The 12,938-nt window shown below is 54.8% G+C and carries 14 protein-coding genes and 1 pseudogene; all 15 read left to right on the top strand.

All coding sequences use genetic code 11. From position 1 onward, the window contains the following. Complete coding sequence (locus ACTG2U_RS06970) at nt 1-876, top strand: MinD/ParA family protein (protein WP_439975114.1); 876 nt, start codon at nt 1-3, stop codon at nt 874-876. Continuing rightward, a complete protein-coding gene (locus ACTG2U_RS06965) occupies nt 869-1,588 on the top strand; it encodes an RNA polymerase sigma factor FliA (protein WP_005353671.1) in 720 nt (239 codons plus the stop codon). Before ACTG2U_RS06970 ends, ACTG2U_RS06965 begins: the two co-directional genes overlap by 8 nt. Nucleotides 1,589-1,711: 123 nt before the next feature. Next, a complete protein-coding gene (cheY, locus tag ACTG2U_RS06960) occupies nt 1,712-2,083 on the top strand; it encodes a chemotaxis response regulator CheY (protein ID WP_005334709.1) in 372 nt (123 codons plus the stop codon). Nucleotides 2,084-2,095: 12 nt separating this feature from the next. After that, the gene (locus ACTG2U_RS06955; protein WP_005353668.1) at nt 2,096-2,836 is read left to right on the top strand and encodes a protein phosphatase CheZ; all 741 of its coding nucleotides are present in this window, start codon (nt 2,096-2,098) and stop codon (nt 2,834-2,836) included. Nucleotides 2,837-2,847: 11 nt separating this feature from the next. Further along, nucleotides 2,848-5,066, top strand: a pseudogene (locus ACTG2U_RS06950) (chemotaxis protein CheA). Nucleotides 5,067-5,098: 32 nt separating this feature from the next. Beyond that, nucleotides 5,099-6,214, top strand: coding sequence for a protein-glutamate methylesterase/protein-glutamine glutaminase (locus ACTG2U_RS06945; RefSeq protein WP_216949033.1), 1,116 nt, complete (start codon nt 5,099-5,101; stop codon nt 6,212-6,214). 2 nt (nt 6,215-6,216) lie between these two features. Beyond that, entirely contained in the window at nt 6,217-6,954 is a 738-nt protein-coding gene (locus ACTG2U_RS06940; RefSeq protein ID WP_005334700.1) for a flagellar motor protein, read from the top strand. 2 nt (nt 6,955-6,956) lie between these two features. After that, complete coding sequence (locus tag ACTG2U_RS06935; RefSeq protein WP_128814838.1) at nt 6,957-7,877, top strand: flagellar motor protein MotB; 921 nt, start codon at nt 6,957-6,959, stop codon at nt 7,875-7,877. 4 nt (nt 7,878-7,881) lie between these two features. Then, nucleotides 7,882-8,676, top strand: coding sequence for a ParA family protein (locus ACTG2U_RS06930; RefSeq protein WP_043820930.1), 795 nt, complete (start codon nt 7,882-7,884; stop codon nt 8,674-8,676). Then, entirely contained in the window at nt 8,673-9,545 is an 873-nt protein-coding gene (locus tag ACTG2U_RS06925; protein ID WP_439974275.1) for a chemotaxis protein CheW, read from the top strand. The genes ACTG2U_RS06930 and ACTG2U_RS06925 overlap by 4 nt, the downstream gene beginning before the upstream one ends. A 69-nt stretch (nt 9,546-9,614) precedes the next feature. After that, nucleotides 9,615-10,103, top strand: a complete 489-nt coding sequence (locus ACTG2U_RS06920) for a chemotaxis protein CheW (RefSeq protein ID WP_005298836.1) — start codon at nt 9,615-9,617, stop codon at nt 10,101-10,103. A 28-nt stretch (nt 10,104-10,131) separates the two neighbouring features. Then, nucleotides 10,132-10,509: a DUF2802 domain-containing protein gene (locus ACTG2U_RS06915; protein WP_439975113.1), complete on the top strand. Its 378-nt coding sequence runs from the start codon at nt 10,132-10,134 to the stop codon at nt 10,507-10,509. A gap of 198 nt (nt 10,510-10,707) precedes the next feature. Then, a complete protein-coding gene (gene ccmA / locus ACTG2U_RS06910) occupies nt 10,708-11,352 on the top strand; it encodes a cytochrome c biogenesis heme-transporting ATPase CcmA (protein ID WP_005362034.1) in 645 nt (214 codons plus the stop codon). Between the two features lie 4 nt (nt 11,353-11,356). Continuing rightward, nucleotides 11,357-12,025: a heme exporter protein CcmB gene (gene ccmB / locus ACTG2U_RS06905; protein ID WP_005353658.1), complete on the top strand. Its 669-nt coding sequence runs from the start codon at nt 11,357-11,359 to the stop codon at nt 12,023-12,025. A gap of 170 nt (nt 12,026-12,195) precedes the next feature. Further along, the gene (locus tag ACTG2U_RS06900) at nt 12,196-12,936 is read left to right on the top strand and encodes a heme ABC transporter permease (RefSeq protein WP_005334687.1); all 741 of its coding nucleotides are present in this window, start codon (nt 12,196-12,198) and stop codon (nt 12,934-12,936) included. The last annotated feature ends 2 nt before the right edge of the window (nt 12,937-12,938 follow it).

Here is a 12,938-nt window from a genome sequence, read left to right as displayed (position 1 = left end):
ATGTATATGGATCAGGCGAGTGGTCTGCGCAAAATGCGTCAAAACAATCGAGTAAAAGTAATCGCCGTTTCCGGTGGTAAAGGGGGCGTGGGCAAGACCAACGTAACCCTGAACGTGGCCGGAGCCATGGCTGCCCAAGGCAAGCGGGTGATGGTGCTGGATGCCGACCTGGGTCTGGCCAACGTCGACGTCATGCTGGGGCTGCGGGTTCATCGCAACCTCTCTCACGTGCTGGCGGGTGAATGCACCATCGACGATATCATCGTCGAAGGTCCATACGGCATGATGATCGTGCCTGCGACCTCGGGCACCCAGTCCATGGTCGAGCTTTCTCCGGTGCAGCATGCCGAGCTTATCCGTGCCTTCAGCGAGATGAAGACCCAGGTCGACATCCTGCTGGTGGATACGGCTGCGGGGATCTCCGACATGGTGCTGAGCTTCACCCGTGCCGCTCAGGACATCATGGTGGTGGTCTGTGATGAGCCGACCTCCATCACCGATGCCTACGCCCTCATCAAGATCCTCTCCAAGGATCACGGCGTGTTTCGTTTCAAGGTGGTGGCCAATATGGTGCGCAGTCTGCGCGAAGGGCAGGAGCTCTTTGCCAAACTGACCCGGGTCACGGATCGTTTCCTCGATACCTCGCTGGAGCTGGTCGCCTGTGTACCTTATGACACCAATCTGCGTGCCGCCGTGCGCAAGCAGAAGCTGATTGTCGAGGCGTTTCCCAAGTCGCCGGCCGCACTGGCGTTCCGGTCCCTTGCCAACAAGGCTGCGAGCTGGCCGGTTCCCAACCAGCCGGGCGGCCAGCTGGAGTTTTTCCTGGAAAATTTGTTGCAGAAACCGGCCACAACACAGGAAGGTTCCCGTGAATAAAGCCCAAGCGTACTTGCGTCATCAGGATTCCTATGTGCTGGTGGAGCGTCATGCTCCCCTGGTCAAGCGAATTGCCCAGCATTTGTTGGCTCGCCTGCCCAGCAGTGTCTTGCTGGATGACCTGATCCAGGCAGGTATGATTGGGCTGCTTGAAGCCTCCCGCAACTTTGACGGTAGCAAGGGAGCAAGCTTCGAGACGTATGCCGGGATCCGCATCCGAGGCGCCATGCTGGATGAGATCCGGCGTGGTGACTGGGTACCCCGCTCTGTGCATCGCAACAGTCGGGCTATTGCAGAAGCGATCGAGAATGTCGAGCAGACCCACGGGCGTGACGCGCGAGATACCGAGGTTGCTGCCGAGATGGGGGTCTCCATCGCTGATTACCATGCGATGCTGCAAGATGTCTCCTGCGGCAAAATTATCGGCATCGAAGATTTGGGGGTCAGCGAGGATGTGATCGGCCACCCCGATGATGCCCCTTCCGGCTCGGGATTCGATGAATTGGCTGCCGAGCGATTTCAGATTCAATTATCAGAGCAAATTGGTCGTCTACCAGAGAGAGAAGCTTTGGTTCTCTCTCTTTACTACGATGAAGAGCTGAATTTGCGTGAAATTGGCGAGGTTTTGAATGTCAGCGAGTCGCGTGTGAGCCAGATCCACAGTCAGGCAATGCACAGATTGCGTGCTCGTTTGAGAGATTGGCATCTATAAGTGTTTGTACTGGCTACACTGAGATGAAACTCTAAGGCATAATCCGCACGACACAACCCGTTTTTAGCATCATGTAAGTGAGCCACTCTGGTGGCTATTTAGGAGGGAATTTTGGACAAGAACATGAAAATCCTCATTGTTGACGATTTTTCAACGATGCGCCGGATTATCAAGAACTTGCTGCGCGACTTGGGATTCAACAATACCCATGAGGCGGATGACGGCAATACAGCGCTGCCGATGCTGAAAAATGGTGATTTTCAGTTTGTAGTTACCGACTGGAACATGCCTGGCATGCAAGGTATTGACCTGCTTAAAGCCATCCGTGTCGATGAGAAGCTCAAGCATCTGCCGGTACTGATGGTAACCGCTGAAGCCAAACGTGAGCAGATCATTGAAGCCGCCCAAGCTGGCGTCAACGGTTACATCGTCAAGCCCTTCACCGCAGCAACGCTCAAAGAAAAACTCGACAAAATTTTCGAACGAATTGGCTAAGGAGCTGCAGGGATGATGGCCAAAACGAGAGCAATGATTTCGCTCGACCAGGCAAGGATGCTTGTTGCTCATCTGGAGCAAGGCGAATTTGAGCTGGCCGATGAACTGCTTGCCGAAGTATGTGCCCCCAACGCAGCCGATCTGTTTGAAAAAGTAGGTCAGCTGACCCGACAACTGCATGATTCACTTCAAGAATTTCGCCTCGACCCCCGTATTCCCGATTTGGCTACCCATGACATTCCCGATGCTCGGGAGCGTTTGAGCTACGTTATCGATATGACCGACAAAGCGGCCAATCGCACAATGGATGCGGTGGAAGCCAGTTTGCCGATAGCGGATCGCCTGAATGACAATATCCAGCTGGTGATGCCGAACTGGAATGCCCTGATGTCTCGTGACATGAGCGTGGGGCAGTTCAAATCCTTATGTCACCAACTTGATGATTTTATTAAGGCTTCAGAGTCTGATGCCGATAAATTACGGCAACTGCTGACAGAAATTCTGATGGCACAAGATTTTCAGGATTTGACAGGGCAGATGATCCGCAAGGTCATCAAGCTTGTTCAGGAAGTTGAAACAAAATTAATAGAAATGCTGACCATGTTTGGTGAGGCTTCTGCTGAGCATTCAACTCGTAGTATTCCTGTCAACGGGATTGAAGCAGAGGGCCCTATCATGAACCCCGAGGCTCGTGCCGATGTGGTCAATGGTCAGGATGATGTGGACGATCTGCTGTCTAGCTTGGGATTCTAATGGAGTGACGCATGGCCTTCGAAGTTGATGAAGACATACTGCAAGACTTTCTGGTCGAAGCATCCGAAATATTGGAACAGTTGTCTGAACAACTGGTCGACTTGGAAAAGCGGCCCGATGACAAGAACCTGTTGAATGCTATCTTTCGCGGTTTCCATACCGTGAAAGGGGGGCAGGTTTTCTGTCGCTCGGTGAACTGGTTGATGTATGCCACGGTGCGGAAAACGTGTTCGATATCTTGCGTAATGGCAAGCGAACCGTTACTGCGGAGCTGATGGATGTGATCCTGCAAGCGCTGGACGCCATCAATGTCATGTTCGCCCAGGTTCAAAATCGCGAAGCACCCAGCCCTGCGTCAGATGATTTGCTTCATGACCTCCACGAGTTGTGCAAGCCGGAAGGGGAAGAGCAACTGCGCACTGCTACCAGTGCGGCTGCGGCTGTAGAATCTGAACCTGCAGTACCGGTAGTTGTTGAAGAAGTTGTTCCAGACGTTGTTGAACCCGCAGCCACCAGCAGCGAGCCTGCTCCTGTCAATGGCGGCGGCTCGATAGATGAAATTTCTGCAGACGAATTTGAACGCCTGCTGGACGAGCTCCACGGCGTGGGTGGGGCACCGACCAAGACGGTTGCAGCAGCGCCTATCGCTGGTGGCTCTGGCGATATCACCGATGATGAGTTTGAGGCCTTGCTGGATCAACTCCATGGTCAGGGACAGCACATGGGGGCGCCAGAGGTGAATCCTCTGAAATCGGTGCAAAAAGAGGTGGACGAGCTTATCGATGATGATGAGTTTGAACGCCTGCTTGATGAATTGCATGGTCGTGGTCAAGGGCCTCAGAGTACTATGGCACCTGCCGCACCTGCCGCACCTGCCGCACCTGCCGTACCTGCCGTACCTGCCGCACCTGCCGCACCTGCTGCGGTGACTCCGCCCAAACCGGCCACTCCTGTTGCCAAACCAGCACCGGCAGCCCCCGCAAAACCCGCTGAAGCAGCCAAGGCACCAGCGCCTGCCGCCAAGGCTGCGCCTGCGCCAGCAGAAAACAGTGCCGTGCAAAGCGATACGACGGTGCGGGTGGATACCAAGACCCTCGATGTCATCATGAACATGGTAGGTGAGTTGGTACTGGTTCGTAACCGGCTGGTGAGCCTGGGTATTGCCAGCAATGATGAAGAGATGTCAAAGGCGGTTGCCAATCTGGATGTGGTAACGGCTGACCTGCAAGGTGCGGTGATGAAAACCCGCATGCAGCCAATCAAGAAGGTATTTGGTCGTTTCCCGCGCGTGGTGCGTGACCTGGCCAGAACCCTCAAGAAAGAGATTGAGCTGGTGATGGTGGGGGAAGAGACCGATCTTGATAAAAACCTGGTAGAGGCGCTCGCTGATCCTCTGGTTCACCTTGTTCGCAACTCCTGCGATCACGGGGTCGAAATGCCGGATGTGCGAGAGAAAGCGGGCAAGCCGCGGCAAGGAACTATTACCCTTAGCGCCTCCCAGCAAGGTGACCATATTCTGCTTTGCATCGAGGATGATGGGGCAGGGATGGATCCTGAGAAACTCAAGTCCATCGCAATCAGTCGCGGTGTTCTGGATGCAGATACTGCCGCTCGCATGAGCGACAACGATGCCTATAACCTGATTTTTGCTCCGGGCTTTTCAACCAAGGCCGAGATCTCCGATATCTCTGGCCGTGGTGTCGGAATGGATGTGGTTAAAACCAGCATTGTCAGCCTCAATGGATCGGTGCACATCGATTCCACCTGGGGGAAAGGTACCCGTCTCGAAATCAAGGTTCCGTTGACGCTAGCCATTCTGCCGACGCTGATGGTGGAAGTGGGTGAGCAGACCTTCGCACTTCCCCTTGGTTGTGTGAACGAGATTTTCCATCTGGATCTGAAAAAGGCCAACATGGTTGATGGCCAGCTCACCATCATTGTGCGCGAGAAGGCGATACCGCTCTTCTATCTGCATAAATGGTTGATTCGTGGCGCCAACAAGCGTTCACGTCAGGATACCGGACATGTGGTGATCGTGCAGATTGGCACTCAGCAAATCGGGTTTGTGGTAGACAGTCTGATTGGTCAGGAAGAGGTGGTGATCAAGCCACTCGATAACCTGCTGCAAGGCACCCCTGGCATGGCCGGGGCGACCATTACCAGTGATGGTGGAATTGCTCTTATTTTGGATGTGCCGAGTCTGCTCAAAGCATATGCGCGTAGACATTAATAGCTCAGGCCCAAGGAGTTAGAAAAACAACAATGGCAGTCAAGGTATTAGTTGTCGACGATTCGAGCTTCTTTCGCCGTCGGGTGAGCGAGATCATCAATCAGGATCCCATGCTGACGGTGATTGATACGGCCCAGAATGGACGTGAGGCGGTGGACAAGGCGATGTCGCTGCGCCCTGATGTGATCACCATGGACATCGAAATGCCCGTGATGGATGGCATCAGTGCGGTGCGCGAGATCATGGCCAAGTGCCCAACCCCCATTCTGATGTTCTCCTCCCTGACCCATGAAGGGGCCAAGGCTACGCTTGATGCGCTGGACGCCGGTGCCCTCGACTTCTTGCCCAAGAAGTTTGAGGACATTGCCAGAGACAAAGATGAAGCGGTCAGACTATTGCAACAGCGGGTAAAGGAGATCTCTCGCAAGCGCTTCCTGATGACATCCGCTGCTCGCCCCAAGGCACCTGAACCGGTTGCTCGTACTCCTCTGGGCAGCACTGCGCCCAGAACTTCAGATCGTCAGCCTGACCTGCAACGTACTGTGCCAAGTGCTTCATTCAAGCGCAGTGGCAAGAGTTATCAGTTGGTGGCAATCGGTACTTCTACCGGCGGACCTGTTGCTTTGCAAAATGTGCTGACCAAGTTGCCGGGGGATTTTCCCCATCCCATCCTGCTTATCCAGCATATGCCAGCCACGTTTACTGCCGCATTTGCTGCCCGTCTCAACGGGTTATGTCAGATTGGCGTCAAGGAAGCGGAAGATGGCGATGTGCTTAAACCAGGGCATGCCTACCTTGCTCCCGGTGGCAAACAGATGCTGCTGGAAGGTCGTGGTGCAGGGGCTCGCATTCGCATCGTGGATGGCAACGACAAGGTAAATTACAAGCCTTGTGTGGACATCACCTTTGCCTCTGCGGCCAAAACCTATGCCGACAAGGTACTGGCGATTGTGCTGACCGGTATGGGCGCAGATGGCCGTGATGGCGCCAGACTGCTGAAAGAGCAGGGATCAACCATCTGGGCTCAGGATGAGGCTTCCTGCGTGGTATATGGTATGCCCCAAGCAGTAGCCAAAGCGGGGATTGCCAGCGAATCACTCCCTCTGGACAAGGTGGCCCAGCGTATTCTGGTTGAGTTGGGGCGCTAATCATGGGCTTGCTCGGTCTGCTCCTGGCATTGGGGGCTATTGCCATTGCCCAACTGTGGCATGGCGGCTCCCTGTTGACGCTGGTGGACGGGCCTGCTTTTCTGATCGTGCTGGGTGGTACCGTTGGTGCTGTCACGTTGCAGACTCCAGCCAAGTACATCCTGCTGGCGTTGCGCCAGCTGTTATGGATTTTTACCCCTCCCCACCAAGATCTTGCGACGCAGGCCGAACGATTGCAGTCATGGGCCGTCTTTGCGCGCCAGCAAGGACTGCTGGCTCTTGAAAATCAGGCCGAGCAGGAGGAGGACAACTTTACCCGTCAAGGGCTTGGCATGATTGTCGATGGGGTCTCCACAGAGGATATCCGTATGCTGCTGGAAGCGGACATCGATATCGAGCAGGAGCGCAATGAACATGCCGCCAGGGTATTTGAAGCCATGGGGGGGTACAGCCCGACCATCGGGATCATCGGTGCCGTGCTGGGCCTGATCCAGGCCATGTTTCATCTCGAAGACCCGTCAGCGCTGGGGGCGGGGATCGCAGTGGCATTTGTGGCAACCATCTATGGAGTGGGGTTTGCCAACCTCATCTACCTGCCTATCGCCAACCGGCTACGCGCATTTCACTATCACTATGCACTCTTCCAGGAGATGACCCTGGAAGGGCTGCTGGCTATCGCCCATGGTGAAAACGGCTTGCAGGTTGAACGCCGGCTCAGGGCCTATTTGAAAGGAGAGTAGCCATGCGCAAGCGCTATCGGTTGCACTTGCAGGGTCGCGAGCATCTTGACCGCTGGCTGGTCTCCTATGCCGATTATATGACGCTGATCTTTGCTTTGTTCGTGGTGCTTTACTCTGTTGCGCTGGTGAACAAGGACAAGTATCGCGCGGTGATTGATGGTATGAGCCAGGCGTTCAGTGTCATGCAGTCTGGCGGCAATGGCTTGCTTGAAGGGCAGGGTAATTCCCTGCTGGATAACGCGGTATCTGCCTCTCCATCGTTGCTGGAAAGCCCAGCATCCCCCTCTCCTTCACTTGCTCCCATTTCTGGAGTGCCAGTACTGCAAGATGGCACGACACTTGCGAAACTTGATATGCAGTTGCAACAGAGCATGGGGTCGCTGGTGGATGCCGGTATCGTCAAAGTGACGCAAGATGAGAACTGGCTGACGGTTGAACTCAGTTCCGGGTTGTTGTTTGGCAGCGGCAGTGCCTTTTTGGGACCAAACGCTGCACCGGTCATTAATACTCTTTCAAGTATTCTCAAACCGGTCGATAACTATGTAAGGGTTCGGGGTTATACCGATAACCAACAGATAAATAATGAAATTTATCGTTCTAACTGGGCGCTTTCTGCTGCTCGGGCCGAGGCGGTACTCAATGGCTTGATTGCAGATGGGATCGCCCCCCAGCGTCTGGCGTTTGAGGCATATGGCGAGTTTTCCCCCTTTGCTGACAACGGCAGCGAGCAGGGCAGACTGCAGAATCGCAAGGTTGTGGTCGCTATCTCCAAGTTTGCCTGGGTGCCGCCAGCACCTGTGGTTGCAACGCCTACGGTAGTTGCTGAACCTGTTCCTGCTGTACAACAGGCGGTGGATGCAGGAGAGATAAAGGTGATCACCTTGCCCGGTGGTGGCATACGCATAACAACAAGGCAGGATTGATACAGTGATTGTTTGGACGGTTGCCAACCAGAAAGGTGGTGTGGGTAAAACCACCACAGTGGTCTCGCTTGCGGGGATCCTGGCCCAGCGTGGCCAGCGGGTGCTGTTGATTGATACCGACCCCCATGCTTCGCTGACTGCATATCTTGATTTTGATTCAGATCGCCTGGATGGAACCCTCTATGAGTTGTTTCAAGCTGTCAAACCGACAGCCGAGCTTGTCAATAAACTGACGCTCAAGACCAAGTTCGAAAATATCAACTTGCTGCCAGCATCTATTACCTTGGCGACCCTTGATCGGGTGATGGGCAATCGTGAGGGGATGGGACTGGTACTGAAGCGGGCACTGCTGCGCATTCAGGATCAATATGATTACGTGCTGATCGATTGCCCGCCAGTACTGGGGGTGATGATGGTCAACGCGCTGGCTGCCTGCGATCGCATTCTGGTGCCTGTCCAGACCGAATTTCTGGCCCTCAAGGGGTTGGAGCGGATGATGAAAACATTCGAGATCATGCAGCGTTCCAAGCGTGACAAGTTTCGCTACACCGTTATCCCGACCATGTTCGACAAGCGCACCCGTGCTTCTTTGATGACCTTGAAATCGATCAAGGATCAATATGGAGATTCAGTGTGGAATGCGGTGATCCCTATTGATACCAAGTTTCGGGATGCCAGCTTGCTGCATATCCCCCCGTCTATCTATTCTCCCGGGAGTCGTGGAACCTATGCATATGAAACGCTGCTCAACCATCTTGATGCCCTTGAGCGGCAACGGGTTCATGAGGTGACGGTATGAGAGATACCATTCAAGTTCGGGCGATGGATGACTATTTCCACTCCCTGCTGCTCGATGAGCCACTGGTGCTGGATGAGGTGGAAGAGGTTCAATCTGCCCCTGTTTTACAGTTGCAACGTCAGCCCCAAAGCGTCCCAGAGGTAGTCGCCGCACCTTACCTTGAAAGCGATCCACGGCTTGCCCAGCTCGGTGAGCTATTGGCTCAGGTGGGACAAGTCCAGTTTGAGAATGACGCCTTCACCCAGGAAGCGACTCTCACTGCACCGCTGGAGATTGTGGCAGAGGAATCACTGCTGCCGGTGGAGCCTGAGTGGCCTGCGGAGGTGCTGCTCCCCGAGGTTGCGGAGCCCCATACTACTATCCTGACCGAGACAGCGCTGGAGGTTGCTCCGGTAGAGGCCAGTGAACCGGTCGCCTGGGAAAATATCGATACCGGCAAAGAGTTTCAGGCCCTTTTCTTTGAAGTCGCGGGTGTGACGTTTGCGGTCCCGTTGACCGAGCTGGGTGGTATTCATCAGCTGGGCGAGATCACCTCCCTGTTTGGCCAACCGGGCTGGTACAAGGGGATCATGACCTCTCGCGAGCAGAAGATGAATGTGGTCGATACTGCCCAGTGGGTCATGCCGAGTCAGCATCTCGAGATGGATGATTACAAGTATCTGATTATGCTTGGTGAATCGCCGTGGGGATTAGCCTGCCACCATCTCAAGGGGACTGAATTGTTACACCGTGACCAGGTGAAATGGCGCCATCAGGAGGGCAAGCGCCCCTGGTTGGCGGGCATGGTCAAAGAAAAAATGTGTGCCCTGTTACACGTCCGCGAACTGCTCCTGTTGCTGGAGCGTGGGGTTAACATAGAAGGTCGCTGATAACTTCTGCAATCGAGCTGTTTTATTGCTAGTTTTAGCAGTAGACGTTTTCATAAAAGGAATAAAAACATGACAGAAAAGCGCAATATTGCACAGAATCTGGCCGAAGATGAAGTGCTGCAATGGGTAACCTTCCAACTGGAAAACGAAACCTACGGCATCAATGTGATGCAGGTTCAGGAGGTGTTGCGCTACACCGAAATTGCACCGGTGCCGGGTGCGCCTGAGTACGTGCTGGGGATCATCAACCTGCGTGGCAATGTGGTGACTGTCATCGATACCCGTTCCCGTTTCGGTCTGCCTTCTGGTGATGTGAGTGAAAACTCCCGGATTGTGATCATTGAGGCCGAGAAGCAGGTGATCGGCATCATGGTCGACAGCGTGGCTGAAGTGGTTTATCTGCGCTCTTCCGAGATCGATGCGGCACCTGCGGTCGGTACTGAAGAGAGCGCCAAGTTTATTCAGGGGGTGAGCAACCGCGATGGGCAACTGCTGATCCTGGTTGACTTGAACAAGCTGCTCTCCGATGAAGAGTGGGAAGATATCGGTTCCCTCTGATAAGTAAGGTGATGTTTTGATAATCGAGATGGTTGCCTTGGTGATGTCCCTGATTGCCTTGGCGTTTGCCTCTTATATCTGGTTCAAGAGCAAGCGCAGCAAGCAGGAGTCCGAGGCCAGTGTGGCAACGCTGCAAGGTCAGTTGGAAAGCTTGCGCAAGCAGATGATGGAGCTCCATACCGGTGCCATTGGCATGGGGCAGCGTCTGCAGTCGGTGGAAGGAGCGATGCAGCAGGTCAATGAGCGCCAGCAAGAACTGACCATGCAGGATCCCGAACGCAGGCTCTACAGCCGAGCGGCAAAGATGGTCGAACTGGGCGCCGATCTTGATGAAGTCATGAGTGAGTGCGAGTTGCCAAAGGCAGAGGCTGAGCTCTTGATATCGTTGCGAAAAGGTCGCTCTTGATGATTCAGGAAGGCAATTGCCTTCCTGAATTTTATGGCGTGCAGCCGCTTTTCCCCCAGCAGCGTTGAGCGAGTAGTTTCTACCGTGTTTTCTTTGTGATCCCGGTCGCCAGTCAGTTCAATTGTTGCATCTTTGAAAAGACGTATTCGAATACTGTGTTAAGATGCAGACCGCTTCATTTTCTCTGAAAAAATCCCCATGCTGCTTCAAGTTAACAATCTGAGCTGCGTGCGCGAAGATCGCACTCTGTTTGAACACCTCTCTTTCTCTGTTGCGCCCGGCGATCTGGTGCAAATTGAAGGGCCCAACGGGGTCGGCAAGACCAGCCTGTTGCGATTGTTGACCGGGCTGTCGCAGCCGTTTGCCGGTGAAGTGTGCTGGAATGGGGAGAATATTCGTCACTGTCGCGATGAGTATCATGCCAATCTGCTCTATCTCGGTCACCAGCCCGGTGTCAAAGCGGCGCTGACCCCTTTTGAAAACCTGAAGTTCTACCAGCAGTTACATCACCCGCAGCAAACAGAGATCGACTTGTGGCAGATATTGGCCCGGGTAGGGCTGGCCGGGTTTGAAGAGAACCCGACCGGGCAACTCTCTGCCGGCCAGCAACGCCGGGTGGCTCTGGCCAGACTCTGGCTGTCACAGAAACCGGCACTCTGGATCCTCGATGAACCCTTTACCGCCATCGACAAGCAAGGGGTCAAGGTGCTCGAGCAGCTCTTTCTGGCCCACGCCGAGCGGGGCGGCATGGTGATCCTCACCACTCATCAGGATCTGACCCTGATGCAGGGACGGCTGAAGACTATCTCGTTGACCCCCTTCGCATCGACATTGCAGGAGTAACGCCATGTTGCGCGCTGTTATGCACCTTATTCACCGTGAACTGCTGATGGCTCTGCGCCAGCGTTCCGATATTCTCAATCCGCTCTGGTTTTTCCTCATCGTCATCACCCTGTTTCCGTTAGGCATTGGCCCGGAGCCCAAACTGCTGGCCCGTATTGCCCCGGGGATCATCTGGGTAGCGGCGCTATTGGCGGCCATGCTGTCGCTGGAGCGACTGTTTCGCGACGACTTTGCCGATGGCGCGCTGGAGCAGATGATGCTGATGCCGCACCCGCTGGGCTTGCTGGCGCTGGCGAAAGTGGTTGCTCACTGGCTGCTGACCGGCTTGCCGCTGCTGCTTATCTCTCCCTTGCTGGCGATTTTGCTGTCGCTGGATATGAACACCTATCTAGCCGTCGTCGCGACGCTGGCACTGGGCACTCCTGTATTGAGCCTGCTCGGCGCGGTCGGGGTCGCGTTGACGGTGGGATTGCGCAAAGGCGGGGTGCTGCTCAGTCTGCTGATCCTGCCGCTCTATATTCCGGTACTGATTTTTGCCACCTCAGCCATCGATGCCGCGGGGATGAGCTTGCCCTATGGCGGGCAGCTTGCCATTCTGGCCGCCATGCTGGTGGGGGCTTTGACACTGACGCCGCTGGCTGTGTCGGCGGCGTTGCGGGTCAGTCTCAACTGATGGCTGTGAGTTGAACCGAATTTGGCTCCGAATGGGGTCTTTCTGCAAAAAATAATGTTGCGATGGATCAAGGAGAGTGCCGCTTATTGCTTTCGGGGTATTTGATGCTGCCCCGTGGTCGGTATGGTAGGCCTCGCCAAACGATTAATAACAAAAAGGTTTTGTGAGCTATGTGGAAATGGTTGCACCCTTATGCCAAACCGGAGCGTGCCTATCAGCTGGCAGGCACGCTGTTGCCCTGGTTTGCGGTGATTAGTCTGCTCTCGTTTGTGATCGGTACTGTCTGGGGCCTCGCGTTTGCGCCAGCGGATTACCAGCAGGGAGATTCGTTCCGGATCATCTATATCCACGTGCCTTCCGCCATTCTCTCCATGGGAGCCTACTCCACCATGGCGGTGGCCGCCTTTATCGGCCTGGTGTGGCAACTGCGGATGGCGGATATGACGGTTGCAGCCATTGCGCCGGTCGGCGCCGTATTTACCTTTATTGCCCTCTTTACCGGTGCCGCCTGGGGCAAACCGATGTGGGGAACCTGGTGGGTGTGGGATGCACGGCTCACCTCTGAACTGATCCTGCTGTTTCTCTACCTCGGCGTGATTGCCCTCTACAATGCCTTCAGCGACAAGGTGGTCGCTGGCCGTGCCGCCGGTATTCTGGCACTGGTGGGGGTGATCAACCTGCCGATCATTCACTACTCGGTGGAGTGGTGGAACACCCTGCATCAGGGGGCTACCATCACCAAATTTGACAAACCCTCCATTTCACCCGAGATGCTCTGGCCGCTGCTGATCATGATCCTGGCGTTTGCCGCATTTCTCGGGGCCCTGACCCTGATGCGTTTTCGCAATGAACTCCTGATGCGGGAGTGGCATCGCCCCTGGGTCAAAGAGATTGCAGAGCAGGAGAAGTAAGC

It is taken from the genome of Aeromonas sp. 95A, assembly GCF_051919235.1.
Taxonomy (GTDB): Bacteria; Pseudomonadota; Gammaproteobacteria; order Enterobacterales; family Aeromonadaceae; genus Aeromonas; species Aeromonas veronii.
Note: the sequence above shows the minus strand (reverse complement) of the source record. Positions and strands in the feature narration are given on the sequence as shown.